This is a genomic window from Synechococcus sp. W55.2, from assembly GCF_047461635.1.
GTDB lineage: Bacteria > Cyanobacteriota > Cyanobacteriia > Thermostichales > Thermostichaceae > Thermostichus.
Window position 1 is genome coordinate 16,023 of record NZ_JANSHM010000021.1, and the last position, 24,288, is coordinate 40,310.

General features: G+C 58.5%; 24 protein-coding genes and 1 riboswitch. Of the genes, 13 read left to right on the forward strand and 11 right to left on the reverse strand.

Features of this window, described 5'->3' with window-relative positions; all coding sequences use genetic code 11:
* Positions 1 to 59: 59 nt before the first annotated feature.
* Positions 60 to 2,087 (forward strand): ABC transporter ATP-binding protein/permease, encoded by a 2,028-nt coding sequence (locus NW828_RS06190; protein ID WP_414382491.1) that lies wholly within the window; start codon positions 60 to 62, stop codon positions 2,085 to 2,087.
* A gap of 154 nt (positions 2,088 to 2,241) precedes the next feature.
* A complete protein-coding gene (locus NW828_RS06195) occupies positions 2,242 to 4,023 on the forward strand; it encodes an NADPH-dependent assimilatory sulfite reductase hemoprotein subunit (RefSeq protein ID WP_414382494.1) in 1,782 nt (593 codons plus the stop codon).
* Positions 4,024 to 4,032: 9 nt separating this feature from the next.
* Here the strand turns inward: NW828_RS06195 and NW828_RS06200 are convergent, their stop codons facing one another.
* Positions 4,033 to 5,091 carry a 2Fe-2S iron-sulfur cluster-binding protein gene (locus NW828_RS06200; protein ID WP_414382497.1) on the reverse strand — a complete coding sequence of 353 codons (1,059 nt, stop codon included), beginning with the start codon at positions 5,089 to 5,091 and terminating at the stop codon, positions 4,033 to 4,035.
* A 147-nt stretch (positions 5,092 to 5,238) separates the two neighbouring features.
* Here NW828_RS06200 and NW828_RS06205 point away from each other — a divergent pair, with 147 nt between their 5' ends.
* On the forward strand, positions 5,239 to 6,063 hold the full coding sequence (locus NW828_RS06205) for a tetratricopeptide repeat protein (protein WP_414382499.1): 825 nt from the start codon (positions 5,239 to 5,241) through the stop codon (positions 6,061 to 6,063).
* Between the two features lie 79 nt (positions 6,064 to 6,142).
* On the opposite strand, the gene NW828_RS06210 is transcribed toward NW828_RS06205, so the two are convergent.
* Positions 6,143 to 6,490: an STAS domain-containing protein gene (locus NW828_RS06210; protein WP_011431848.1), complete on the reverse strand. Its 348-nt coding sequence runs from the start codon at positions 6,488 to 6,490 to the stop codon at positions 6,143 to 6,145.
* Between the two features lie 153 nt (positions 6,491 to 6,643).
* Here NW828_RS06210 and NW828_RS06215 point away from each other — a divergent pair, with 153 nt between their 5' ends.
* Positions 6,644 to 7,825 (forward strand): glycosyltransferase family 2 protein, encoded by a 1,182-nt coding sequence (locus tag NW828_RS06215; RefSeq protein ID WP_414382502.1) that lies wholly within the window; start codon positions 6,644 to 6,646, stop codon positions 7,823 to 7,825.
* A gap of 8 nt (positions 7,826 to 7,833) precedes the next feature.
* Here NW828_RS06215 and NW828_RS06220 read toward each other — a convergent pair whose 3' ends face one another.
* A complete protein-coding gene (locus NW828_RS06220; protein ID WP_414382505.1) occupies positions 7,834 to 8,607 on the reverse strand; it encodes a Uma2 family endonuclease in 774 nt (257 codons plus the stop codon).
* 207 nt (positions 8,608 to 8,814) lie between these two features.
* Here NW828_RS06220 and NW828_RS06225 point away from each other — a divergent pair, with 207 nt between their 5' ends.
* A complete protein-coding gene (locus tag NW828_RS06225) occupies positions 8,815 to 9,507 on the forward strand; it encodes a response regulator transcription factor (protein WP_414382507.1) in 693 nt (230 codons plus the stop codon).
* Positions 9,508 to 9,570: 63 nt separating this feature from the next.
* Here the strand turns inward: NW828_RS06225 and NW828_RS06230 are convergent, their stop codons facing one another.
* Positions 9,571 to 9,720, reverse strand: a complete 150-nt coding sequence (locus NW828_RS06230) for a hypothetical protein (RefSeq protein WP_187147255.1) — start codon at positions 9,718 to 9,720, stop codon at positions 9,571 to 9,573.
* 710 nt (positions 9,721 to 10,430) lie between these two features.
* Here NW828_RS06230 and NW828_RS06235 point away from each other — a divergent pair.
* Entirely contained in the window at positions 10,431 to 11,423 is a 993-nt protein-coding gene (locus tag NW828_RS06235) for an E3 ubiquitin ligase family protein (protein ID WP_414382510.1), read from the forward strand.
* Between the two features lie 33 nt (positions 11,424 to 11,456).
* Here NW828_RS06235 and NW828_RS06240 read toward each other — a convergent pair whose 3' ends face one another.
* Positions 11,457 to 12,011, reverse strand: coding sequence for a DUF4079 domain-containing protein (locus tag NW828_RS06240; protein ID WP_011431843.1), 555 nt, complete (start codon positions 12,009 to 12,011; stop codon positions 11,457 to 11,459).
* A 239-nt stretch (positions 12,012 to 12,250) separates the two neighbouring features.
* Here NW828_RS06240 and NW828_RS06245 point away from each other — a divergent pair, with 239 nt between their 5' ends.
* The 6 genes from NW828_RS06245 (at position 12,251) to NW828_RS06270 (ending at position 19,151) form a co-directional block, all read left to right on the forward strand.
* A complete protein-coding gene (locus NW828_RS06245) occupies positions 12,251 to 12,742 on the forward strand; it encodes a phycobilisome linker polypeptide (RefSeq protein ID WP_414382511.1) in 492 nt (163 codons plus the stop codon).
* A gap of 266 nt (positions 12,743 to 13,008) precedes the next feature.
* The gene (locus NW828_RS06250; protein ID WP_414382513.1) at positions 13,009 to 15,399 is read left to right on the forward strand and encodes a polysaccharide deacetylase family protein; all 2,391 of its coding nucleotides are present in this window, start codon (positions 13,009 to 13,011) and stop codon (positions 15,397 to 15,399) included.
* A 131-nt stretch (positions 15,400 to 15,530) separates the two neighbouring features.
* A complete protein-coding gene (locus NW828_RS06255; protein WP_414382516.1) occupies positions 15,531 to 15,803 on the forward strand; it encodes a hypothetical protein in 273 nt (90 codons plus the stop codon).
* A 74-nt stretch (positions 15,804 to 15,877) separates the two neighbouring features.
* Complete coding sequence (gene hisIE / locus NW828_RS06260) at positions 15,878 to 16,564, forward strand: bifunctional phosphoribosyl-AMP cyclohydrolase/phosphoribosyl-ATP diphosphatase HisIE (protein WP_414382518.1); 687 nt, start codon at positions 15,878 to 15,880, stop codon at positions 16,562 to 16,564.
* Between the two features lie 7 nt (positions 16,565 to 16,571).
* Positions 16,572 to 17,213 (forward strand): DUF1997 domain-containing protein, encoded by a 642-nt coding sequence (locus NW828_RS06265; protein ID WP_414382520.1) that lies wholly within the window; start codon positions 16,572 to 16,574, stop codon positions 17,211 to 17,213.
* Positions 17,214 to 17,259: 46 nt separating this feature from the next.
* A riboswitch (Fluoride riboswitch) is annotated at positions 17,260 to 17,365 on the forward strand.
* A gap of 145 nt (positions 17,366 to 17,510) precedes the next feature.
* On the forward strand, positions 17,511 to 19,151 hold the full coding sequence (locus NW828_RS06270; RefSeq protein WP_414382522.1) for a cation:proton antiporter: 1,641 nt from the start codon (positions 17,511 to 17,513) through the stop codon (positions 19,149 to 19,151).
* A 3-nt stretch (positions 19,152 to 19,154) separates the two neighbouring features.
* On the opposite strand, the gene NW828_RS06275 is transcribed toward NW828_RS06270, so the two are convergent.
* A complete protein-coding gene (locus NW828_RS06275; RefSeq protein ID WP_414382525.1) occupies positions 19,155 to 19,691 on the reverse strand; it encodes a hypothetical protein in 537 nt (178 codons plus the stop codon).
* A gap of 229 nt (positions 19,692 to 19,920) precedes the next feature.
* On the opposite strand from NW828_RS06275, the gene NW828_RS06280 reads away from it, so the two are divergent.
* Entirely contained in the window at positions 19,921 to 21,105 is a 1,185-nt protein-coding gene (locus NW828_RS06280; protein WP_414382528.1) for an MFS transporter, read from the forward strand.
* On the opposite strand, the gene NW828_RS06285 is transcribed toward NW828_RS06280, so the two are convergent.
* From NW828_RS06285 to NW828_RS06305, 5 genes are all read right to left on the reverse strand, one after another.
* The gene (locus NW828_RS06285; RefSeq protein ID WP_414382531.1) at positions 21,062 to 22,138 is read right to left on the reverse strand and encodes an EAL domain-containing protein; all 1,077 of its coding nucleotides are present in this window, start codon (positions 22,136 to 22,138) and stop codon (positions 21,062 to 21,064) included. The two genes, NW828_RS06280 and NW828_RS06285, sit on opposite strands and share 44 nt — an antisense overlap.
* A gap of 81 nt (positions 22,139 to 22,219) precedes the next feature.
* Complete coding sequence (gene gloB / locus NW828_RS06290) at positions 22,220 to 22,978, reverse strand: hydroxyacylglutathione hydrolase (RefSeq protein ID WP_414351175.1); 759 nt, start codon at positions 22,976 to 22,978, stop codon at positions 22,220 to 22,222.
* Positions 22,979 to 22,985: 7 nt separating this feature from the next.
* Positions 22,986 to 23,249, reverse strand: coding sequence for a DUF3143 domain-containing protein (locus NW828_RS06295; RefSeq protein WP_011431822.1), 264 nt, complete (start codon positions 23,247 to 23,249; stop codon positions 22,986 to 22,988).
* 127 nt (positions 23,250 to 23,376) lie between these two features.
* Positions 23,377 to 23,793: a J domain-containing protein gene (locus NW828_RS06300; RefSeq protein ID WP_414382534.1), complete on the reverse strand. Its 417-nt coding sequence runs from the start codon at positions 23,791 to 23,793 to the stop codon at positions 23,377 to 23,379.
* Between the two features lie 111 nt (positions 23,794 to 23,904).
* Positions 23,905 to 24,084: a 50S ribosomal protein L32 gene (locus NW828_RS06305; protein WP_011431820.1), complete on the reverse strand. Its 180-nt coding sequence runs from the start codon at positions 24,082 to 24,084 to the stop codon at positions 23,905 to 23,907.
* Positions 24,085 to 24,288: the final 204 nt, after the last annotated feature.

Genomic DNA, 24,288 nt, shown 5'->3' on the forward strand with positions numbered 1-24,288 from the left:
CCCAATGAATCCGCTCCTGTTGAACACAGATTGGCACCCATGGCCTGCTAGCCTGGGAGATGTCGATCTTGCTCTCTGCGCCGACCGCAAAAATGGAATCCCAAGCCTCTCAATTTAACTTCGACCGCCAACTGTGGGATCGGTTTATCACGGTGGCCCAGCCCTACTTTTACCCCAGAGTACGCTATGGGGGCTGGATCTTTTTGGGCTTGCTGGCAGCGGCCATGGTGTTTGTGGTTGCCCTGATGTTCTTTGTGGAGATTGGGGTGACTTTGGTCGGTCAGGCCCTGTTCCCAGAGTTTTTTACCAATGTGGCAGCCGGATTGGTGGCCCAAACGGAGAGAAACTTGTCCTCGCCGGTGCTGTGGGTAGCCGCGATCAGCTTGGCTTTGAGCAGCCTTTGTTTTGGGGCAGTGTGGCGGCAGCTTCGCCAGCGCTGGTTGCAGTGGGTGCTGCTCACCTTTTTGCTGTTTCTGTCGCTGACGGTCAACCGGCTGAACGTGATGATCAGCTTTATCTTTCGGTTTATCGACACAGCTCTGCAGCAAAAAGAAGAGCCCACTTTCTGGCAATTTTTGATTATTTATGGAGTGCTGATTATCTCAGCTATTCCCATTTTGGTGATCTACCGCTACACTCGCCTCAAGCTAGGGCTGTTTTGGCGAGAATGGCTGACCGATCATTTTCTGGATCGCTACTTCGATCAGCGGGCTTACTACGAGCTGGATTCCAACGCCGCCAACACCGAAATCGACAACCCCGACCAGCGCATTTCCGAGGATGTTCGCTCCTTTACCGGCACCACCCTCTCCTTCCTGTTGGACATTCTCGACTCGATTCTCACCCTCTATGCTTTTACTGGCATTCTCTATGGCATTTCTCGTCCGTTGGCGTTGGGGCTGGTGGTCTATGCCACCATTGGTACCGCCATTGCCATTTTGGCTGGTCGCAAGCTGATCAAAATTAACTTCGATCAACTGCGCTACGAAGCCGATTTTCGCTACAGCTTAGTGCACGTGCGGGATAATGCCGAGTCCATCGCCTTTTACCAGGGAGAGGATCAAGAACTCAGGCAAATTTTGCATCGCTTTGGTGCGGCCTTGCGCAATTTTAATTTGCTGATCATCTGGCAGGCCATCATCGATATTTTCCAATACGCCTACAACTATTTCACCCGCATTGTGCCCTATGTCATCGTCGCCCCCCTTTACTTCAGCGGCGTGCGAGATTTCGGCACCATTACCCAAGCCACCATTGCCTTCAGCCAGGTGTTGAGCGCCCTCTCCATTGTGGCCAACCAGATTCAAAGCATTTCCAGTTTTGCCGCTGGGATCAACCGCTTAGGCTCCTTTCACGAGTCTCTGGAAGATCCGGCGCTGCGCCACACCGGCGCTCGGGAAAGCAACATTCAAACTCGCATTGCCCAGCAATTGGCGCTAAACCACGTCACTTTGCTCACCCCCAATTCAGAACGAACCCTGGTGCGGGATCTCTCCTTCGCCTTGGAAGCCGGCCAGCGGCTTTTGATTGTCGGTGTTAGCGGCAGCGGCAAAAGTTCCCTGTTGCGGGCCATTGCCGGCCTATGGACCAACGGCCAGGGATCCATCGCCCGCCCAGATACTCAGGAGATGCTCTTTTTGCCCCAGAAACCCTATATGCTGCTGGGATCCCTGCGGGATCAACTGCTCTATCCCAAACGCCGCCGAGACCTCACCGATGAAGATCTCATCCGAGTCTTGGCCCAGGTGAACTTGGGGGACTTGCCGGAGCGGGTGGGCGGCTTTGATGTGGAGAAAGACTGGGCCAGCACTCTCTCCCTAGGGGAACAGCAGCGTCTTGCCTTTGCCCGCATTTTGATCACCCAGCCCCGCTACGCCATTTTGGACGAGGCCACCAGCGCCCTGGATGTGGCCAACGAAAAACTGCTCTACCTGCAGCTGCAACACTTGAACACCACCTACATCAGCGTTGGGCATCGTCCCACCCTCCTGGCCTACCACGACCTGGTTTTGGAGCTGCAGGGGAATTGTGCCTGGCAACTGTGGTCGGTGCAGGAGTATGGTGCCCGCCTAGCCCTGGCCAGCTAGAAGCGCCGACGATCTCAAGCTGAATCAAATAACAAGTTTTGCGGGTTTGGGACAAAACCCGGATAGGAGGCTGACTTTTCCAACTGGACGCCGCCCAAGGGAGGTGATAGCCTGTTATTCACAAGTATTCCGACCGGTTTACTGGAGATTATCAATGCCCCCCATGATCCCATCCGAGGCCAAGCGTTCCAAGGTGGAGCAGATCAAGGCAGACAGCCACTTTCTACGGGATCCCCTTCAGCAGGAGCTGGCCCAAGACACCACCCACTTCAGCGAAGCAGCGGTGCAGGTGCTCAAGTTCCATGGCGCCTACCAGCAGGATGACCGGGATCGGCGGCAGCAGCGAAAGCAGGAGGGGCTGGAGCGGGCCTATTCGATGATGTTGCGCACCCGCATCCCAGGGGGACACGTGCCCCCCCAGCTTTACTTGACCCTGGATCGGCTGGCCGATGAGTACGGCAATGGCACCCTGCGAGCCACAACGCGGCAAACCTTTCAGTTGCATGGGATCCTCAAGAAAAACCTCAAGGCCACCATAGCCAGCATTCTCAAACAGATGGGATCCACCCTGGCCGCCTGCGGCGATGTCAACCGCAACGTGATGGCACCGGTTGCCCCCTACAAAAATCGCCCTGCCTATCGCTATGCCCAAGAGTATGCCCGCAAGCTGGCGGATCTGTTGGCTCCGAAGACCTCTGCCTACTACGAGATCTGGGTGGATGGGGAGCCGGTTCCCATCCCACCGGTGGATGAGGAAGTGCGGGAAGCAGAGCAGTTTGTGGGCAACGGGGTGCGCCTGGAGGGGCCAGAACCTCTGTATGGCCCCGTCTATTTGCCCCGCAAGTTCAAGACAGCCATCACCGTAGCTGGGGAAAACACGGTAGATGTGTACTCCCAGGACTTGGGCTTGATTGTGCTCACGGATCGCAAGGGCAACTTGAAGGGCTTCAACATTGTGGTGGGTGGGGGCATGGGGCGTACCCACGGCAAGGAAGAAACCCAGCCCCTTTTGGCCCAAAAGCTCTGCTTTGCCCCTCCGGAGGCGGTGTATCGGGTTTGCCAAGCGGTTTTGGCGGTACAGCGGGACTACGGCAACCGGCACGACCGCAAGCAGGCGCGGTTGAAATACTTGGTGAGAGACTGGGGGATCCGCAAGTTTCGCCGTGTGGTCGAGCAGTACCTGGGGGAGAAGTTGTTGCCCTTCCGGCGCATGCCCAAGTTTGTCCCCAACAGCGACGACTACCTAGGCTGGCACGAGCAGGGGGATGGCCGTTGGTTTTTGGGCATCTCCATTGAAAATGGCCGCATCCAGGACACCCCAGAGCGACAGCTCAAGACGGCACTGCGCCGGATTGTGGAAGCCTTTTCTCTGCACGTGCGGCTGACCCCCACTCAGGATTTACTTTTCATCGACATTGCGGAGCAGCAGCGGGATGCCATCAACCAGATCCTCAAATCCCACGGGGTGCTTTCCAAGGAAGAGATCCCCCAACTGGTGCGGCTGTCGATGGCCTGTCCGGCGCTGCCCACTTGCGGCTTGGCCATTACTGAGTCGGAGCGAGCTTTGCCAGGGCTGGTGCGCCAGTTGGATCGGCTGTTACAGGAGCTGGATCTGCAGGATTCGCCCTTTTTGGTGCGCATGACCGGCTGCCCCAACGGCTGTGCCCGACCCTACTTGGCGGAACTGGGATTGGTGGGATCCGCCCCCGATGGCTACTACCAGATTTGGCTGGGAGCCAGCCCGCAGGGGGATCGCCTGGCGCAAGTGTTTCAGGATCGGGTACACATCAGCCAGATCGTGCCGCTGATGAGAGTTCTCCTGCAGGCCTACAAGCAGGAGCGCCGTCCTGGCGAGAGCTTTGGAGATTACTGCCATCGGGTGGGGATCCCCTACCTGAGGGCCCAGGTGCAGCAAAGGGATGGCGTTTTTGCCTGAAGGGATCCCTCAAAAACGAGACCAAGCCTGTAGCCATTCCCGGAGCGCTTCCAGCCATCCAATCGGTTCGGGCTTGGCTGCTTCTGGAGCTTCCTCCTCGCCAGCCGGCAAGCTAACTTGGTCAGGGTGCACCCTGTAAACTCGGATGGGTTTGGCGTTGGGAAAAGGTTTCACCGAAAGAGGCTCCACCTGCAGGAGTTGCCCTTCCACGGCTCGATACACAGCTGCCGAGATGAGCAACCGGGAGCTCTGTTCCTCAGACTGTTCCCCCCCTTGCGAAACATCCTCAACCGACTCCAGCCAGGTGGCAACATTGACCGACTTGCCAAAGGCAGACAGCCGCTGCGGATCTTGGGGATCAATGGGGAGCAGAAGAACCGGGCCGTGGTGGATCCCGAGGGTGAGCTTAACCTGGGGGTAGGAGAGTTGCCGCAGAGACTTATTCAACTCCGCCACCGACTGTCCAAGCGCCAATCCCGCCTGCAGTGCCTGCTGTACGGCCAGCTCGGGTTGTTTGAGACCAAACAAAGCCAGACTTCTCAGCCCGCTCTGGTTGGCCAGTACTCCCCCATATTGCTGCACCAAGGCCCCCATTTGGGCGAAGTAGCGACCCAAGGTGTAGACAACATCGTAGGGAAAGTTCTCCTCGTCGAAGTTGGCCGTCCCCCGCAGGGAAGCGCTGAGAATGGCGGCGGTGACTTGGCTGCCGACCGAATGGGCCTGCAATTGATGTTGGGCCACTTCCACATCTGCTTTGTCGATCACCAGCCGTTGCAGGGTGACATCTCCGGTGATGCGGGTTTGACAGGCCAGGCGAATATGCACGGGAAGATCCAGCCGTTGGGCCAACCTCTTCTCGGCAGGGGTCATGCTGCGGCAGTTTTGGCTGCCTTCCAAAATCAGAATGCGACAGGTGGAGCAGGCGGCATTGCCCCCACAGGCATGGACATGGCGCACCCCCGCCCTGAGCAGATTTTCCAGAACTGTGAGCAGGGGATTGGCTTCAAAGGTGAGGTTATCCGGCTGACAGGTGATCTGCATGGTTAAAAGGGGAGTGAGGGGTGGCAAAAACGTTCAGCAATACCTAAACTCGGTACGGCATTGCCCTCCCCTTGGATGCTGTTTTCAAAAGTTTTGGGTATTGGGTAACCTCACCCCGCAGCCTGCCCCGGCGCCGATGATAGAGTACAGAGGAGTCTTCTGCGCGAGCCCTTTATGCCTCAGTCCAAACCCAAAGAGTCCCTAGCCCGCAAGCTCCTCAACATTTTGCTGCTGGTGGTGGGCACGGTAACTTTCTTGGGCTTCTCCTTTGGCCCGCTATTCCAGGCCCTCGGGCCTTCCGAATCTCCAGAGGCCAGCCTGGTAACCGAGCAACTGCGGGCCCAGGCAGACGGCTATCGCGTCGTGCTGGAGCGGGAGCCGGATAACCCCATTGCCCTGCGGGGGTTGATCGACACCCAACTGCAGCTCAACGAGCCGCAAGGGGCAATCGAGCCGCTGAAGAAGCTGGTGGAACTGGAGCCCGAAAATCGGCAACTGCGAGCTTTTTTGGCCCAAATCCAACAGGATACGGGGGATTTTGAAGGGGCGTTAGAACAGCTCCAGCTCCTTCACGACAGGGATCCCAAAGATGGGAAAGTGCTACAACAGTTGGTGGATGTGCAGCTAACCCTGGGCCGCACCTCTGAGGCCATTGCCCTGCTGGAGAAGCATCTTGAAGAAGCGCCGGAAGATAATGATGTGCGTTTGCGCTTGGCTTTTGTCTACGCCCGCAACAACCAGACCGAAAAAGCCATAGCCCTCTACGACGAGTTAATCGCGGCGGATCCCAGTGATTTCACTCCCGTGCTCGGCAAAGCCATAGCCCTCAGCTCTGCCACCGATGAAAACCTGCGGGCAAAAGCGCCTGAGCTGTTTGAGCAAGCAGCGCGGTTGGCCCCACCCCAAGTCCGGGAGCAGATTCGGCAACAGGCAGAAGTTTATGCTCAGGTGAACCGGCCCCAGACGGTCGAGAACCAAAACAGCAACCCCTCCCCCTGAGCAGGTTTTCAACCGTTAGGCTAATCCAGGTGTTGAGAAGCTGATCCCTGACGGTTCTCAGTTGACCCGATAGGGAGAGCTACGGAAAAGACTCAAGTGCCTTTTCTACAGAGGGGTAGATCTCGTAAATGGCATCCAAGCCGGTGATGGAGAAGAGCAGCTTGACCTGCTCCTGCAGGCTGCAGAACTTGAGTTGATAGCCTAAAGTGCGGCAATGGCGATGCGCCCAAACCAGAACCGACAACCCCATGCTGTCGATCAGACTCACTTGACTGAGATCCAACAAGAAATGTCCCGGTTTCTCGGTGAGAATTTGGCTTAGCTCTTTCCGTACCTCGCGGGCAATCGCGGCGTTGAGCCTTTCACTGTGCAATTTCACAACCGTAACAGGGGATCCCTTGTGGCTGAGCCGGATGAAGACATCCATGAAAAGCCCGTCAGGGTTGAGGGGGGATGGGCACAGGCACGATGCAACCAGACTGATTTTGAATTGCTAAATCACCATGAGTATGAGTTTGTCCTCCCTGGGCTTCTCTTGCAAGCATTCTTGGACACTTTTCCCTTACAGGTTAGAACTGGCATGAACGGGATCCCTGCCTGGGCTGGAGATGCTGCCGCCCTGAGTCTATTGGTTATGCAAGTGCCGATGCTGGCGGTGCTGCTGGCGCGGCTGCTGCCCTCTTTGCGGCGCCCTTCCCCTCTGCTTCCCGGTCAGCCTGGGATCCCTTTGCAGCCGGGCTTGGTCAGCGTGTTGCTGCCCACCCTCAACGAAGCCGAGCGCATCGATCCCTGCCTGGAAGGATTGCACCAACAGAGCTCCGTCCTGCGGGAGGTGCTGGTGGTGGACAGCCGCTCTCAAGATGGCACCCCCGAAAAGGTGCTGCAGATGGCCAAGCGGGATCCGCGCTTCCGTCTGGTAACCGACGATCCCTTGCCCAACGGATGGGTGGGGCGCCCCTGGGCCTTGCACTATGGATTTCTCCAGTCGGATCCGGCCTCTGAGTGGATCCTGGGCATTGATGCCGATACCCGTCCCCAGCCAGGATTGGTGGAGCGCCTGCTGGAAACTGCCCAGGCCCAAGGTCTGGATCTGATCACCCTGGCACCGCAGTTTATCCTGCAGCACTGGGGGGAAGGCTGGCTGCAGCCGGCTCTTTTGGTGACCCTGATCTACCGCTACGGGGCCGCCGGAGACACCGCCACCCTGCCGGAACGGACGATGGCCAATGGGCAATGTATGCTAGTGCGCCGGTCGGTGCTGGAAGCCATGAACGGCTACACGCTGGCGCGGGCTTCATTTTGTGACGATGTGACCCTGGTGCGGCAGATTGCGGCAGCCGGCTTTAAAGTAGCTTTTTACGACGGTCGGCACCTGCTCAAGGTGCGCATGTACACTTCTTTTGGCGAAACTTGGCGAGAGTGGGGCCGATCCCTCGATTTGAAAGATGCCACCCCTGTGGCCCAGTTGTGGGGGGATATAGCTCTCCTCGTCCTCACCCAAGGGATCCCTGGGCCGGTGGTTGTAGGGCTGTTGGGCAAAGCCGGGATGGGGTTTCCCTTTTCCCTGACGGAGCAGGTGCTGCTGGGGCTTAACCTAGGCTTACTGATTCTGCGCTTAGGTGTACTGCTGGGCATTCGCGGCTCCTATCAGGATCCCCCTTGGACGTTCTGGATGTCGCCTCTGGCGGATCCCTTGGCCGTTCTGCGGATAATCCTATCTGCCCTCAGCCGGCCCCGCTCTTGGCGCGGGCGCACCTACTAGGAGAGCCCTCAATCGGCTATTGCCTCGGGATCCACGCCCAACTCCCGCAATTTCGCGGCTAGGCGCTGCTGTTCCAGACGGGCCTGTTCGAGGGCTGCTTCTGCCGCTTCGGCCCGCTGCCGCTCCTGCTCTACCTGTTCGATTCCCCATAGGAGCAAATTCCCATCGGCAGTCCACCACCGCAACCAGTTGGCTTTGGTCTCGGCTTTTTGTCCCCGCCACACCCCCAAAAACAAGCCAATCTCCGGGATCCAGTAGCGACGGTTTTCATCCGCCGATACAGGGGTATAGCGGCCATTCTCCAGGCGGTAGACATCCAGCTCACCGGTTTTGGGATGAAAGATTACATAGACAGGCACCTGCAAAATGCGCTCGTAGAAATACCATTTTCCATAGGGATAGTGGGGATTGATGGAGTACTCGCCGCCCTCGGTTTCGGAGATGAATTCCATCACAATCGCCGGGGGATTCCCTTCTAAGTGTGGGGTATAGCTGCGGCGGATCTCTCCTTCGGGAATCGGCTGTACTGCGGGCACATAAACCCAGTCGGGGGCTTTCACCACCACCTTGTCCCCGACAGTGCTGCAAAGGCCAAAGTTGGAGGCGATCAAAGCCTGGGCAGGGATCCTCTGAGCGAGTTCCAATGCCTCACGCAGAGCAGCAGCCAAAAGGGGCTGTAAGGTGCTTTCCACAGGCTCATCCGGCAAGGGAAAGTCTTCCGGCAGTTTTTCCCATCGAATGGGAGGTAGGGGCGGGGTGAGCCGAACAGGAGAGAGGGTCATGGCTTAGGATACTCATGGTGATAAGGTACATGAATGCCTTTTGAATAACTCAAAGCACTTGCTGATATCAACCCCAGGCAATTCCACAAGGCTGTTGCAGGCTAGGACGGATTCAGTCATCTCGACTGCCAATCCATACGGTTGAGATATGCTTGGGGGCAATGAGCAAGTTTTTCGGCGTCTTCCTTGGATTCAGCAAGAGAGCGTATGCCAGAACTTGAACCCACTTCTGCCCACATCCTGGTGATCGAAGATGAAGCTAAGCTGGCTCGTTTTGTGGAAACGGAGCTGACCTGTGAGGGATATCGAGTCAGCGTAGCCAGCGATGGCATGGCCGGGTTGAGGGCAGCCTGCGACCAAAACCCCGACTTGGTGCTGTTGGACTGGATGTTGCCCGGCATCTCAGGTTTGGAAATTTGTCGGCGACTGCGCTCAACGGGCAACCGCGTGCCCGTGGTGCTGATGACCGCCAGAGATGAGGTGTCGGATCGAGCAGCGGGGTTGGATGCCGGGGCGGATGATTACGTGGTCAAACCCTTCAGCATTCAGGAGCTGCTGTCTCGGATACGGATCTATTTGCGGCAGCCAAGGCGATCCCGCGATGGCCAGTTGGTGTTCATGGATCTGATTCTGGATCCCGTAACGCGGGAGGTAACCCGGGGAGAGCGACAGGTGGAGCTGACGGCCAAAGAATACGACCTGTTGCGCTACTTGATGGAACACCCCCGTCAGGTGCTCACCCGCCAACAGATCTTAGAGCATGTGTGGGGCTGCGACTTCACGGGCGACTCCAATATCATCGAGGTCTATATTCGCTACTTGCGCCTCAAGATCGAAGGCCCAGGGGAGAAGCGCCTTATCCAGACGGTGCGCGGGGTAGGCTACGTGTTGCGCGATTGACATGCCCCCCGCCCCAAAGAGCAAGGATTCTGGTTCCTGGTTCTGCGACAGCACTTAGCTGTATCAGGTTTCCCCTCCACGACGGCGGTGCCTATCTCCCCAGTCGTTCCCCCAAGCGCTCCGCGCCGCTAGCGTGAAAGACTTGGCCAAGTGGTGATTTCTCACCAAGTTCTGCACCTGCAAGTCCTCATAAACCACAATGTCGTGAGACATTCCCACACACTGGGCTAGCTCAATAACCCGGTCTCTACGCTGGCGCCAGACTTTGATTTGGTTGAAGTGTACCTCGCCAAGCCGCTTCCTCTACTTGTGGTAGTTGCTGTATTGAGGTTTTACCCCCTTCCTATTCACGCCAGCGGGCCGTGGGCCTAACTTTCTGCTCAGTCTTCTTTGCTGTTGCTTCAATCTCCTTTCGGCACGACGCAAAAACTGGAGACACGGCACAGCTTGCCCACTGCTGTCGCCCACATCCAGCCCCACCACCTGGCCGGTGTACTCTGTCATCCAAGGCTTGGTACTGCGCTGGAGTGGCGTTGAGGAGTTTGGCTTCTCTGACCAGCGTGGGTGTATCTTATCGCAGGTCTAACAGGGCAAAAGCCGTCCTGGAAGGGCGGGGCTTCAGGCCTAGCTTCTTGGTAAAGTTTGGAACTGCCCGCATTCGGGATTGCCTTAAACTTCTCTTAAATCCTGTTTCACAGGTAACTGCTAGCATGAGGCCAACTTCACTCCCACCCCCGGAAAGGAAGGCCTTTATGAACTGGCTGATGCTGCTTGGTCTGCTTTGTCTTCCTGCCTCTCTGTTTTCGTTTGTTGAGTATTTGCGCTCCCAAAGGTTGGTTCAACAGCTCTCTGCAACTCGGTTGCTCAAGATAGCCGAGCTTCGCCATCTCGGTCAGACCAACCCCCAGGCAAAAGGAGCAAACTTGGCTCAAGTTTACGGCAGGGTTGTGTGCGATCGGCCTTTGGTATCGGAACTTTCGCGACAGCCTTGCGTCTACTACAAGTCTGAGATCTCTTGGGAGTATGACGAGATCGAATGCTATCGAAGGTATTTGAATAGCCAAGGCGATGTAGCGTATAGCGAACGGATCAGCGAAGGCGAATATCAGAACGCTCTACGCTTGGGATCCCGAGCAAAATCCTATCCGGGGGAGATGGTCGGGAAAAAGCCCGGCTTGGGCTACTCTGACTCCGGTTCTTTTCAGAAAAGGGTTGATCCCGACTACTCTAATTCTTTTCCACAAAAGCCCAACCCTGGCTACCCCGGTTCCGGTTCTTTCCAGAAAAAGCCTGGTTACCCCGACTACCCCCAGCAGCTTGGCTCTCCAGGCTATCCTCAAAAATCGCCGTTTTCCGAAGTAAGCTCTCCCCAAAAACACTACGCCAACGTGTATTACGATCCGAGCACAGGTCGGGAATATCTCCTTGAAAGAGAGACGAGAACGAGAGACGAAACCCTTCACTCGGTGGTTCGCCAGATCCCTTTTTTCATCGAAGACGAAACTGGAAGGGTGACGGTGGATCCCACAGGTGCGGAGATAGAGGCTATGTCGGTTGTGGATGAGCATATTTTTCCAGGAAAAGGGCCCAGCCGGTTCAACTTCAATCTCAAGCGCTACCTTTCCGGAGTGAGAACAGAAAATCGCTCCACCCGAGCTTTTATCTATAAGGAATGGGTGATTCCGGTGGATGCGATGACGTTTACCATGGGGCAGGTGCGTTTTGAGGCAGGGGATCCCGTGATCCGAAAACCCCTTTCTGGGGAAAGGTTTATGATTGCCCCCAAATCCCCTGAAGCCCTCTTGGAAGAGCAGCGCTCCAATGCCAGCAGCTACCTGGTGGGATCCGTCGTCCTGCTGGGTATCGGCATTTTCACCGTGCTCCACCTGCTGCAATCCCTGCAGCCTTATCGCTAGTTCCTGCCCAGGCAGAGGGAAGCCTACTGCCACTCACAACGACAAACCCAGCTTGAGCCCAAGCAGGGCATGGGCAAACAGTACACATAGAATGAGGCTGCCCACATAGGCATGGGTGGTGCGCAAAGCAGCGCGGTTGCCCCCAAAGCCGCTGAGGGACAAAGCTCCATTCACCGCCAACAACAGCAACACCAGGGATCCCGTCCAAAAATGGGGGCTGCTCAACAGGGGCTTCCCTTGCATCACCAGAGAAAGAAGGCCGCCAGTGTAGCCCAAGGCAATGAAGGTGGCCATCCAGGGGGCCAATTTGCGGTGGTCAAGCAGAGGCTTCTGGGCCGCTTCCGGCAGGGATCCCTCTGGCGCTGTGGAGGCGGCTGCCAGACGCAAGGCCCGTCCTCGCCACCCAGTCAGGCCGACAAAGCTGCCCATCACCACCACCACGATCCCCATCATCAAGGGGTGACCCCATTGCACAATGGGTTGGGGCAAGTTAAGGCCGGCAAAAAACTGGGCTACGGGCTGCAAGGTGGCGGCTAACCCATCCGAAGCTGCCGACAGATCCGGCAAGGCCAAGCTCAACAGGTTCATGGCGCTCCCTCTACCTCCGCAATAAATCTACAGCTGCTTAACAAATCTACAACACCCCAATTCTAGAATGGGAGGACATCAGTGATCTCCCTCAATTCGTTGAAGGGAGGACGTCAGCTGACCCATGCCAGCGGGAAGCTTCTGGTGGGCACCTGGCAGCGGTAGAATGTCTGACGGTAAAGCTGTGGCTGTGAGCGGCTCTCTCGCCACTGAGTGCTGAGCAAAACGGAGTTGTTGAGATGGCCAAGTTGTTGTTGGGGGATCAAGCCTTTGAGGTCGAGCTGCTGACGGATGTGCCCACCAATTGGCCGGGAATTAAAGTCATGTCTAAGGGGGCCAAGCTGGACATTCCAGCGGGAACTGTGGTGAAGGTGGAGGCCGAGGATGACCACATAGCCGGCTCCTATAAGGTGGTCTATCGTTTGGCGCCTGCCTATCCCCGCAGCTGGCGGCTACTCCTGGAGCGGGAGAGCGTCGCCACGGCGCCTCAGGTGGCATCGGCTCCAGAACCAGAGGTTGCTCAGGCCAGCAGCTCAGAAGGAGGGCTGCCCAATAGCGATAAAATCTTCACCATCAAGGTATCCGGCCTCGTGGGAGGAGGCGTGCGCAGAAGCGTTGTCGAGTACAAAGTGCCCTTCAGCCGCCTTTCCCAAGAAGTGAAACGGATCACCCAAATGGGAGGCAAGATCGTCAGCATTGCCGAGTCCAATCTGCTAAGCACCCTTGAGTAGCGGGCGGCTTCCTGGGAGGTTCTGGGTTCTTTCAGGCCACCCGTCCAGGCCGTTCTGGTTCAAACAATTTCAACGAGGGATCCCTGTAGAAAGCATGCGGCGACTTCTCCCCTATCCCCAACCTGAGGATGGGGTGGTAGGCTGGCGTTGGTTTTGCCGTTGCCTGGAAGGCTGCCTTTTCCTGCTGTCCTGGGGGTGGGCTTTGGGTAGGAAAAGGCGTTCCGGCGAGGGCTGAGCTTTTGCAATTGGGAGTGGGGAGTGAGGCCATGACATCTCGACGACAGCCGACGCGCTTGGGAGGGTCGATGCCCCAAGGCCATGCAGGCTTTGGGTCAGCAAGGGGATCCCAGCCGTACCCCTCGCCCACTCCACGACAAAGCTTTTCCTCTTCCTCTCGACGTCCGCTGGCCAAGTCTCGACCGAGGTTACTCCCCTTCTTAAGCTTGCTGGTGATCCTGCTGGGATTTGGGGCTGGGGCCCTGGTGGCCTGGGCAACTGCTCATCCCGACTGGGTCAGCCGCCTGCCGGGGCTCTCGCCACCTCTAGCGGAGATCCCTGCCCCCCGCGCCCACGCTAAAGCGGCTCAACAGCGCTTGCCCATCTCCTTAGAGACCCAACTGGAGCGGGATCCCTTTGCTTTGGATCCCTTGGCCAGCCTTTCTTATGTGCCCGCCATCATGTATCACGATGTGGTGGCTGGCCGCAAGCAGGTCTGGTTCGACACTACGGCGGCGGAGCTGCGGCAACACTTTGAGGCCATTAAGCAGGCGGGGTTGACCCCCATCCACATCGACCAACTGTACAAACACCTGCGGGACGGGGATCCCTTGCCCGAAAAAGCCATTTTGCTCACTTTTGACGACGCCTACCTGGGCCTGTACGAGAACGCCTACCCCCTTTTGAAGGAGTACAACTACCCCGCCACCTACTTTGTGCAAACCGGCTTTGTCGGCGTGCCCACCAGCAAGGATCACTTCACCTGGGATCAAATGCGGGAGATGGATGCCAGCGGGCTGATCGACTTTGCCGCCCACACCGTCACCCATCCCCCTGACCTGCGGGTGCTAGACGATGCCCGTCTGCGGCGGGAAGTGTTCGACTGCAAGACCAAGCTGGAGCAGGAGCTGGGCCACCCCATCCACTACTTTGCCTATCCCGAAGGCAACCGGGACGAGCGGGTGAAGCAATACCTGGCCGATGCCGGTTACCGGATGTCTTTTACGATGGATCCCGGTTTTACAGGACAATCGCCCAACTTGCTGGAGGTGCGACGCTTTAACCAGTTTCGCATCACCGAGGCCATCATTGGCGCCCGCACCTTTAGCCTCAGCCGCAGCCTCGACTACTGGCTGGATGTGACGCAGCCTCTGGCTCTGACCGACGAGATCATTGACGGGGTGCGGGTGCTCACCATCCGCGGCGGACGGGCAGCCACAGTGCATGCGGAGCGGCGCTACGAGGTCAGCACCCTGGCCCAGCGCTACCAGGCCGATGCCGGCATCAATGGCAGCTTCTTCTCCATCCCTTGGATCAACTCTGCCAGCAATGTCATGGTGGGGCCGGTGATGGCTGCCAACCACAAGACCTTCATCCCCGGTCGCCCCGAAGACGACAAGGTGGTGCGCGGTCGCCCCTTGGTGCTGCTGGGCAGGGATCGCATCCGCTTTGTGCCCTTCGACCCCGATACGATGACCCGCTTGGAGAACATTCGCCAGTTGATGCCGGATGTCACAGATCTGTTTGTGGCTGGTCTGTGGCTGGTCAAGGATGGCCATGCCCTCTCTCCGGCGGAGATCAACTCGTTCCGCCTTGCCAGCGCTGCTGAGTTTCGCCCCAGAGCTTTCTTTGGGGTAGATGACCAGGAGCGGGTGGTGATCGGAGTTACCAAAACCCACGTCAACGCCGCCATCCTGGCCCGTATTTTGCCCAAAACCGGGATCCGGGAAGCCGTGCTGCTGGACTCTGGCTTTAGCACGTCGCTGGTCTACCAGGGGCAGATCTTGGGCACGGGCCATGCTGCTCCCCATCAGCCTAGCCGTCCTGTGCCCCATGCCATTTTGCTCTACGACCTGACTCGCCTTTGGCGGGAGGATCCCCATCCCGAGGCCAAGGCTGGCTCTGAGGGAGATCGGCTGGAGGGGCTGGTGCAACTTTTGCCCGGCAGCGAGCAAGAGGCGGCCAAAGCCCAACTCAAGAGCATTCTGGCCGGCCAACGCACGTTGAGGCGGGGGGATCGGGGGGCGGCGGTGGTGGCGGTGCAACTGGGGTTGAGCCACCTGGCCACTCAGCAGGGACGGCTGGATCTACTCCCTTCGGGCCCTGATGGGGTGTATGGTCAAGAGCTGGCCCAGGCAATGGCGGAATTGGTGCTGGCTGCACCTGAGCGCAGTGAGATGGGATCCCCCCTTCCAGCCACCCCTACCCCCCTGGTGGCCGGAACGGCGACAGCCCGCCAAGGGGTGGACATCCTCGATGCTCAACTGCTGCGGCGTCTGCTGGAGCGCGTTAACTTGGCCTCTCCCTCGGTACTGGTGGATACGCGCTTGGAACGGTCAGCCTTGCTCCTAGAGCGCAAGCCGGAGCGTAAGCTGCTGCCCAGCGCTTCTGTCCAACCCCACACCGGTGCTCCCAGCCCGACCTCCGGGTTAAGTCGGTAATCTGCGATACAGCCATTCCGCAACAGAGGGTCTATCCTGGCCGAAGAAGTCCGGCTTGCCTCTAGCCCTGGGGGCTAAGTTTGCTGTTTACCCTGCCGGTGGTGCTTAGGAGAGGTGTGCTGAGGGAGGTCATGACATCTGCTGCTGAAGGGGGGGCCGAGAACCCTGGGGCGACCTGGGTAATGGAGAAGCGGATTCTCGGCAACCCGGCTGATCCCCTGCGGTCGGCTGCCCAGCTCGAGCCGGGCATGTGGGTACGGCTGTTGTATCCTCCTTCTGTTAAGGGGAGGCTGGGGATCTTCCTCACCCGTGAAAACCGCGACCGCTGGCTGGTGACTCTGGCCGGTGAGGGAGAAGAGGTGGTCCTGTCCCTGGCGGCACGGGAACTGGTACCCCTTGGCTGAGGTTGTCAAGGATATCTTGGCGAGGGCTGGTTCTGTTATCCTGCTCTCAATGCGGTTTTTCAGGTCGCTGCTCTATGGTTGCTGCTCTGGCCTTCAACCCTTCCTCGGATCCCCCTCGATCGCTTCTGCCCGAGGAGATCACCTGGCTGGGCAGCCTCAGCTACAACGAACAGGGCCTGATCCCGGCCATCGTGCAGGACTACCTGGACGGAACAGTGCTGATGATGGCCTGGATGAACCGGGAATCGCTGCAAAAAACCCTGGAAACAGGCCGCACCTGGTTTTGGAGCCGCTCGCGGCAGGCGTTGTGGCCCAAGGGGGAAACTTCTGGCCATGTGCAGTGGGTCAAACAAATCCGCTACGACTGCGACGGCGACGCCCTGGTCATCCTGGTGGAGCAGGTGGGGGATGCAGCGTGCCACACAGGAGCGCGGAGCTGTTTCTTTCGCCCTTTGCAAGGGGATCCCCTTCCAGCAGCCGATACCCTGTCGCAGGTGTTTGCCGTGGTCAAGGCCCGCCAGGCAGATCCCCGTCCCGACTCCTACACCAGCAGCTTGCTAGCCAAGGGGGAAAATGCCATTTTGAAGAAACTTGGCGAGGAGACGGCTGAGGTGGTGATGGCGGCTAAGGATCAAGACCGCGTGGCTTTGGCCCGCGAGATGGCCGACCTCTGGTACCACTGCCTCGTGGCCCTTGCTCACTATCAGGTAGATGTTAGGGATGTCTATCGCCAGCTCCAAGCCCGCCGTTCCGCCAAGTGAAAGGGCCATGTCCCCCGAAGGCGGTGCTCCCGCAGATCCCTCTCCGTCCTCTTGGGATCCCTCCCTGGACAAAGCCCACCTGGATTTACAAGCCGCGCGCTGTGGCCAAGTGGATCTGGAAACCGATCGGGAGACCTTGGCCCGTTACCTGAGAGGCCATGCCCAGTGGATCCAGCGGTGCTTCAGGCCATTGCAGGTGGAAGCTTTGTCTGCCGAGACTTACAGGTTGCAGTTTTTCCGCATGGGCGGGCTGGGGTTTGAGCTGGAGCCCAGTTTTGGGGTCAAGATCTGGCCGGATAAAGATTACCGGTTTTGTCTGACCTCGATTGAGTTGCCCGGCGATGAAGGAATGCCTTACCGGGTCAGCTGCCAAGCCGATTTCCAGCTGGAGGAGCTGCAGGGATCCCTGAAAGACCTGCCCACAACTCGTGTTCACTGGTCTCTTCATCTGGAGATTGGGCTGGCTTTGCCTAAGTTTTTGCAGGTTTTGCCTCGCAAGTTGGTTTGTCGAGTGGCCCGTCAAGTGGTGCAGCAGGTAACCCGCGGCCTCAGCGATCGCTTTACCGACAATGTCTGCCGGGATTTCTACCGCTCCATTGGCCGTCCAGATTGCCCCTATCGCCTAGTTGTTGTGGAAGAGAAAGCATGATACCCTGCAAGCGGGATCAGTTGCCGGTCGGCTTTTGAGCCTTGCTCCGGCAACCGGTGATGGAGTTCACCGCAACCGCCTCACTTGGAATTTTTCTATAGAGGAAGAGGGTTCTAACCTCAAAAGCTGAGGCTGATGACTCCTACACTTCTGGGCAAGTCCAGGGGGTAGGGGTCTTTGGCTTTGTTTGAGGCCCCACCCTGCGGACGCGATGGTGCTCCCACTCCTGACGCGGATGGCTTTTTCTCCCTGGGCTGCCCTTCAACACCCTGACGACAAGGAGATGAGGATCTGGTGATGCTGGGCAGTTGGCTGTGGATCCTGGTCATGGGCTTTTTTGTCGGCCAAATCGTGGGTCGGCTGGGGATGCCCCCCCTGCTGGGGATGATCCTCGTGGGGATCTTGCTGGGAGATGTCCTATCCCCGGAGGTGCTGGCAGCGGCGGGGGATCTGCGGGTGGTGGCGGTGATGATCATTTTGATGAAGGCGGGCCTGGGGCTGGATCGGGAGAAGCTGGCCCAGCAGGGATCCGTGGCGTTGCGGCTGGGGTTTTTGCCGGCAGCCTGCGAGGCGGTGGCAGTGGCCCTGTTGAGCACTGGGATCCTGGGGTTAGACTGGCCTACCGGTTTGCTGCTGGGCTGTGTGATCGGGGCAGAGTCGCCGGCTGTGATCGTGCCGGGGATGTTGCGCCTCAAGAGTTTGGGCTGGGGAGTAACCAAAGGGATCCCGGATGCCATTTTGACCGGCAGCGCCCTTTCCGACGTACTGCTGTTGTTGGGGTTTAGCCTGCTGCTCAGCTTTTTGGGCCAAGGATCCGCCGCGAGCGTTCGCTTGGGAAGCCTGGAGCTGTCGCCGCTGCAGTGGCTGCCGTTCCAGGTGGTGATGGAGATCCTGCTGGGCATAGCCATAGGCTACCTGGGGGCGCGGGTTCTGGTGTCGCTGCTAACCCAACAAAACTGGACCCGCAACAGCGTCCAGGAAGCGCTGCTGGCTGCCTGTATGGCCCTGGGGCTGGTGCTGGCACCGCAGGTGTGGCCCTATTTTTCCGGCTATCTGGCGGTGATGGCCATGGGGTTTTTTCTGATTGAGCTGGATGCCCCTTTGGCGCGGCGGCTGCGAGGTGGGTTCGATGCCCTCTGGACGGTGGCGGAGATCGTGTTGTTTGTGCTACTGGGAGCGTCGCTGGATCTGGGGGTGCTGGGATCCGTGTTCTGGCCGGGCTTGCTGCTCTTGACCTTGAGCCTGCTGCTGGGGCGGGGCTTAGGTTGGTGGCTTTCCACCCTGGGGAGCAACTGGACCTGGCGGGAGCGGCTGTTTTTGCTGCCGGGCAACATGGCCAAGGCGACGGTACAGGCGGCTATTGGTGGGATCCCTTTGGCCCAAGGGATCCCCGGTGGGGAGATCATTTTGGCCTTGGCGGCTTTGTCAATTCTGGTTACCGCTCCCCTGGGCGCTTGGCTGACCCAGGTTTGCGCCCCCCGGCTTTTGGAAAAAGGAGAGGTGGATCCCACCAAAGTGGGCAGCCAAGGCAAGGTGAGCTTTTTGGCAGCGGTGGATACCTCTCCCCTAGCCGAGGCGGTGTTGCGCAAGGCAGCCGATTTGGCGCGGCGGGTGGATGGGGAAGTGATTGTGCTGCATGTTACCGATGAGCTGCAGGGGAAAGGGGTGGAACAGTTGCGCCAGCTTGCCCAGCGCCTTTTGGCGGATATTCGCCACCAGTTCTGCCTGGCTTCCGGGCCCTTGGCGGAGACCATTGTAAACATAGCCCAGGAGCGGCAGGTAACCGACATCGTCATGGGCAAGCGGGGGCACCGCGGCTGGGAACAAGTGCTAGTGGGATCCACCTCCCAAGCCGTTCTGGAGACCAGCTCTATTCCTGTAATTCTGGTCGAATCTCCTCAAGGAAGTCCTGGGCAGGTCATTAGCCGACCAAAGTAGAGGTTATTTAGCTCTCCGAGGTATCCACCGGTTTTCGGCCAGGGTGAAGCACCTTTTTTCTTTCTTGGTAGGGCAACAACTGGGATCCTCGGGGCCATGGGCAAGCATATCTAAGCAGACCTCAGCCTTTCCTCCAGAGTCACGGGCAACTGAAACATTGTTAACTACAACCCCATCGCCGAGGTACACAGGCTCCAGGGGCGTAGGTTTTTTGCTGCCGCCCAACAGCCCAGATAAGGTTGTCCAGAAAGCATTCCCTCCTGTATTACTTAATGCAATCGCCACTACATCCTGAAGCCCATCGTTGTTAAGATCGGCAGGCGCTAGCTTTTCGAGGCTTACTCTTAGGAACCCTTCTTCGAGAGGGCTAGAGCCTCTCTGATACTGGCCATTTTGAAAACGAACTCGCTCAATATTTTCGGGTAAAGCAAATATGAGATACTCAGCGTTTAAGAATGCCTGCTGAGCAATAGCTATTGAAATCGGACAGATACCCAAGAGAAAACAGGCTAGCTTAAAAAGCACTCTTTTAGCGGCCATTGCTTCTCTCCTCTTACCAGAAGGACAGGGGAAGCTCGATTCTGTTCGAGGCAAACAAAGGAGAACAAGACCTGCTCAGCTCTAGGTTCTCCTGGGCCGGCAGTTGCTCCCGGCTAGATGAAGACTCTTCTGAAGCTCTCTTTGCCCTTACTCTTCTATCTATGGATTCTAGCCATGGACGTAACGAGCTGCTGCTGTTGATGCTTGTACTGAATCTATGGAGCCGGACATGATCCCTTCTGCCTGGCGCTTTATCCTCCTTCTGGGGATCGTCAGCTTGTGTGCCGATGCCACCTACGAAGGAGCCCGCAGCATTTCTGGGGCTTTTTTGGGATCCCTAGGGGCCAGCGGCACGGTGGTGGGCCTGGTGGCCGGCGGGGGGGAGCTATTGGCCTATGGCTTGCGGTTGGGGGTGGGCTATTGGAGCGACCAGCTGGGCAGGGATCCCTTGCACCGCAGTCGGGGGCACTGGCAGCTCACCACCTTGGGCTATGTCATCAACACGGCGGTGATCCCGGCTTTGGCCTGGGTGGGCAGTTGGCCTTGGGCCGCCGTGCTGCTCTTGGCCGAGCGGACCGGCAAAGGGATCCGCACCCCGCCGCGGGACGTGTTGCTTTCTCATGCAGCCCTGCAGGTGGGACGGGGCTTGGGGTTTGGCCTGCACGAGACCCTAGATCAAATTGGGGCAGTGGCAGGGCCGCTGCTGGTGGCAGCCATGCTAGGAGCGGGATATGGCTTCCGGGGCGCGTTTTTGGCCTTGGGGATCCCGGCAGCGGTGGGGCTGGCGGCTTTGGGGCTAGCGCAATGGCTCTATCCCAGCCCACGAGACTTCGAGCCGGAGCCGGAGATGACCTCGGCAAAAGGCTTGCCCAAAGTTTTCTGGCTGTATCTTTTGGCAGCAGCCTGTGTGGCTATGGGGTTTGCGGATTTTCCCCTCATTGCCCTGCATCTGCAACAACCGTCAGGGAGCGATGGGGCAGGGATCCCTTTGCTCTATGCCCTGGCCATGGGGGTGGATGCCCTAGCAGCCCTGGGCTGTGGCTGGCTGTTTGACCGCGTGGGGCTGTGGAGCCTGCTGGGGGCAGTGGTGCTATCTGCCGGCTTTGCGCCTCTAGCCTTTTCCGGCACCTATGCTCTGACGGTGCTGGGCATGGTGCTCTGGGGCATTGGCTTGGGCGCTCAGGAATCGGTCATGAAGGCGGCAGTAGCCAGCATGGTGACCCCCCAGACGAGGGGCTTTGCCTTCGGCCTGTTTACCAGCGTCTACGGCCTGGCCTGGTTTTTGGGCAGCGCCCTGATGGGGGTGCTTTATGATTTCTCCCTTCCAGGTCTGGTAGCCTTCTCAGTGGCTGCTCAAGCTGTGGGAGCGGCTATCCTGCTGGCTGTAGCGGGACAGGCTGGGGCTGGGCAATGAAAAAGCCCTGCACCAGATCCACGCCGTGTTCGCAAACCCACTGTAGCTCCCCCGCAGTCTCGATCCCTTCCGCTAGCGTGGTGATCCCCAGGTCTTGGGCCAGCTCCAGCAGCTTTTGGGCAATCACCGCCTTGTAGGGATCCCGGTCCACCCCGCGAATGAGCTCTCCATCCAACTTGATCATGTCTGGCCGCAGCTGGTGCAGCAGGTTCAGGGATCCATAGCCAGCCCCCAAATCATCCAAAGCCACCCGAAAGCCTGCCTGCCGATAGAAGTGCAAAATCCGCTGCAAATGGTTCAAATCGGGGCTGCGGTCAGACTCATTGACCTCAAACACCACCCGCTGGGGCGGGATCCCGGCGCGGTTAATAGCCCAGACAGTATAGCGCAGGCAAAAAGCCGGGTCGCAGATGGCAGTGGGGCTGAAGTTGATAAAGAGATCCCCCTGCAAGTGGTGCTGCATGGCCGCGGCAATGGCCGTGCGGCGGGCGGCCAAGTCCAGCTGGTAGAGCAAATGGGCTTCCCGAGCCATAGCAAAGAGCAAACCCGCGTTGATCAACCGCCCTTCCTTGTCCAGTCCTCGCACCAGCGCCTCATGGCCCACCACAAAAGCGGGATCCCGCGCCTGGACAATGGGCTGAAAGTAGGTGGTGAGCCGGCTTTCTGCCAACACTTCCAGCAACAGCTCGGCCTGAGTGCGGTGGAACAACTCCTGCAACAACTCCACCCGGGCGCAATCCTGCCAACAGGGATCCCTATCTCCGGCCAAAAACAGAGCGCGGCTGGCCCGCATCTCCTGCTGCGAAAGAACCTCGGCCATTCCTTCTAGGGTTTTCTTGAGGGCCCCCTGGGCAATGGAAACCGCCAGGCCAAGGTTTTCCAAAAGTTGAACCGAAAGGGGGGCTGGGATCCCCTCCTTAGCCTCCAGAAGCCGCACCACCTTGCGCTGGGTGTGAGGGGTGGGCAGCCAGAGAAACAGACGCCCTGACTCCTGCCAAAAGGTAGGCAGAGCCGGACACTCAGGACAAGACATAGGACTTTGGGGAATAGCTAGGCAGTCCCACCGACAGTATGCCCTCGCTCTCCCAGGAGAAAGCAAACTTTACAAACAGCGCTAGAACTGATCCTTCATACCTCGCAGCCGGGCAAAAACCCGCACCGGATCCTGAGCTCCGGTGGCTGCCTGCAAAGCCGGCTGATCCCAGCGCAAGAAGGGATTGGTGCGGCGTTCCTCGCCAATGGTGCTGGGGACAGTCGGGGATCCCGTCTGGCGCAGGGCAGCCACCTGCTGATAACGCGCCTGCAGGTCGGGGTTGTCTCCATCCACTGTCAGGGCAAACCTGAGATTGTTCAAGGTGTATTCGTGGGCACACCACACCCGTGTGGCTTCCGGCAACTGGCGCAGTTGATCCAGGGATCCCACCATCTGCTCCGGCGTGCCTTCAAACAGCCGCCCGCATCCCCCGGCAAACAGGGTATCGCCACAGAAGAGATCCCCACTCTCGGAAAAGTAGTAGGCAATATGGCCGCGGGTATGGCCGGGCACAAACAGCACCTTTGCTAGCCGACCCGCAAACTCCACTGTTTCCCCTGCCTTGAGCTCCACCGTCTGGCCAGGGATCCGCCCCCGATCCACCTGGCTGCCATAGACTCTGGCACGGGGATAGCGCTCCAAAAGCTGTCGGTTGCCCCCCACGTGGTCGTGGTGGTGGTGGGTGTTGAAAATGGCCACCAACTCCGCCCCCAGCTCGGCCAGCTTTTCCAACACGGGCTCAGCCACTGCCGGATCCACCACGGCTGCTGTTGCAGTGTCGGGATTGTGGAGCAGGTAGATGTAGTTATCGCGCAGGGCAGGCAACTGGAGAACGCGCATGGCTCGGCTAACTCTCAAAAATGGCCTGTTCTACGTCTTGCCGGCTGAGGGAATAGGGAAAAGATAAAGTTTTCGTGTTGCCGTCTGGGTAGGTGTATCGCACCCAAATGCTGGTTTCTTCCAGGCGCAAAATGGCTTTCCAGCCAGGCCGTTCGCAAAACCACTGCTCCACATCCTGCGGATCGCGGGTGCAGCCCTGATCCTCCAGCCAGCGTTCGATGGTGTGGAGCGGGTGATTGTACAGGGGCGTGGTTGCAGGAGGCAAAGGCATGGCGAGATTCAAGAAACGCAATCAAACCCTAGAGTCAACGGGCTATGTTCATTCAAGCACTCCTGATCCAGAATCCGAAAACTCGATCCCAATGTCCTACCGAAGAGGGCAGGAAATGCTCGCAGAATCAGCTTGCCCCACTCTCTCGCAGCCAAGCGAGGACACCTGCCAGTAGCAAACACACGACTAGGGTGGATCCCATCAGCAGCAGGGCACACAGCTCGCCAGCCGAAAGTGGGCGGGTTTCCATACGCAGCTCTAGAGAATCGGCACCAAGGGATCCCGGCATGCCCAGAGATCCCGTGTTGGCGGTCACCGTCCGTAAGCTGGCATCGTAGATGGCCCGTTTCGCCGGGTTGCTAAGGACAAGGTAGGCCTCCTGCAACTCTTGGAAGCAGCGAATGGCCACTTCCGGAGCCAGGGGAGAAGTATCGGGATGGTAGCGCTTGCTCAATTGCCGGTAGGCCCGCCGGATGGCCTCAGGAGATGCCCCTGGAGACAGACCCAGCCGTTGGTAGTAGGTGAGGGAGGTCAACGAGCGCATGCAACCTATGGAGGAGCAAGACTACAGGGGCAGCAAAACCGCTTTCAGGGGAGCACAGCTCTAGTCCAGTGTAATCACTCGCGCAGACACCGGGATCCCTGCAGCAAGCCTCTATTCTTCCTCATCCTCTTCAGACTTAGCTTTGGGATAGTAGAAACCGGTGTTGCGACCGCTGAGAATGGCGCGCCCAATGGTCATGGCTCGCTGGGCCTGGAGCTTAGCTTTGCCCAGCCAGACGGCGTAGCGCCTGCGACTGCGGGCTTTAGAAGTTTTCTTCTTAGGAACAGGCATGGCTTCGCACAAAAACACAGCCTTACTAGGCTAGCATTGAGGCTGCGCTGCCGATCCCAGCTTTATTCAGGCAAGTAGCCTATCAGTGGTTGACCAAAAGGCGCGGCAAGCCCCGTCCTTCAGGGCGGGGAAGGATAGCGCCGACCGTAGCCGACGCCCTTTAAAAACGCAGTGCCGGCCATGTGAATATCGTTGTCATCACGC

Coding starts and splice junctions, on each gene's coding strand:
- NW828_RS06190 (WP_414382491.1), top strand. CDS start 60: ATGTCGATCTTGCTCTCTGCGCCGACCGCAAAAATGGAATCCCAAGCC.
- NW828_RS06195 (WP_414382494.1), top strand. CDS start 2,242: ATGCCCCCCATGATCCCATCCGAGGCCAAGCGTTCCAAGGTGGAGCAG.
- NW828_RS06205 (WP_414382499.1), top strand. CDS start 5,239: ATGCCTCAGTCCAAACCCAAAGAGTCCCTAGCCCGCAAGCTCCTCAAC.
- NW828_RS06210 (WP_011431848.1), bottom strand. CDS start 6,490: ATGGATGTCTTCATCCGGCTCAGCCACAAGGGATCCCCTGTTACGGTT.
- NW828_RS06215 (WP_414382502.1), top strand. CDS start 6,644: ATGAACGGGATCCCTGCCTGGGCTGGAGATGCTGCCGCCCTGAGTCTA.
- NW828_RS06220 (WP_414382505.1), bottom strand. CDS start 8,607: ATGACCCTCTCTCCTGTTCGGCTCACCCCGCCCCTACCTCCCATTCGA.
- NW828_RS06225 (WP_414382507.1), top strand. CDS start 8,815: ATGCCAGAACTTGAACCCACTTCTGCCCACATCCTGGTGATCGAAGAT.
- NW828_RS06230 (WP_187147255.1), bottom strand. CDS start 9,720: ATGTCTCACGACATTGTGGTTTATGAGGACTTGCAGGTGCAGAACTTG.
- NW828_RS06240 (WP_011431843.1), bottom strand. CDS start 12,011: ATGAACCTGTTGAGCTTGGCCTTGCCGGATCTGTCGGCAGCTTCGGAT.
- NW828_RS06245 (WP_414382511.1), top strand. CDS start 12,251: ATGGCCAAGTTGTTGTTGGGGGATCAAGCCTTTGAGGTCGAGCTGCTG.
- NW828_RS06250 (WP_414382513.1), top strand. CDS start 13,009: ATGACATCTCGACGACAGCCGACGCGCTTGGGAGGGTCGATGCCCCAA.
- NW828_RS06255 (WP_414382516.1), top strand. CDS start 15,531: ATGACATCTGCTGCTGAAGGGGGGGCCGAGAACCCTGGGGCGACCTGG.
- hisIE (WP_414382518.1), top strand. CDS start 15,878: ATGGTTGCTGCTCTGGCCTTCAACCCTTCCTCGGATCCCCCTCGATCG.
- NW828_RS06265 (WP_414382520.1), top strand. CDS start 16,572: ATGTCCCCCGAAGGCGGTGCTCCCGCAGATCCCTCTCCGTCCTCTTGG.
- NW828_RS06270 (WP_414382522.1), top strand. CDS start 17,511: ATGCTGGGCAGTTGGCTGTGGATCCTGGTCATGGGCTTTTTTGTCGGC.
- NW828_RS06275 (WP_414382525.1), bottom strand. CDS start 19,691: ATGGCCGCTAAAAGAGTGCTTTTTAAGCTAGCCTGTTTTCTCTTGGGT.
- NW828_RS06280 (WP_414382528.1), top strand. CDS start 19,921: ATGATCCCTTCTGCCTGGCGCTTTATCCTCCTTCTGGGGATCGTCAGC.
- NW828_RS06285 (WP_414382531.1), bottom strand. CDS start 22,138: ATGTCTTGTCCTGAGTGTCCGGCTCTGCCTACCTTTTGGCAGGAGTCA.
- gloB (WP_414351175.1), bottom strand. CDS start 22,978: ATGCGCGTTCTCCAGTTGCCTGCCCTGCGCGATAACTACATCTACCTG.
- NW828_RS06295 (WP_011431822.1), bottom strand. CDS start 23,249: ATGCCTTTGCCTCCTGCAACCACGCCCCTGTACAATCACCCGCTCCAC.
- NW828_RS06300 (WP_414382534.1), bottom strand. CDS start 23,793: ATGCGCTCGTTGACCTCCCTCACCTACTACCAACGGCTGGGTCTGTCT.
- NW828_RS06305 (WP_011431820.1), bottom strand. CDS start 24,084: ATGCCTGTTCCTAAGAAGAAAACTTCTAAAGCCCGCAGTCGCAGGCGC.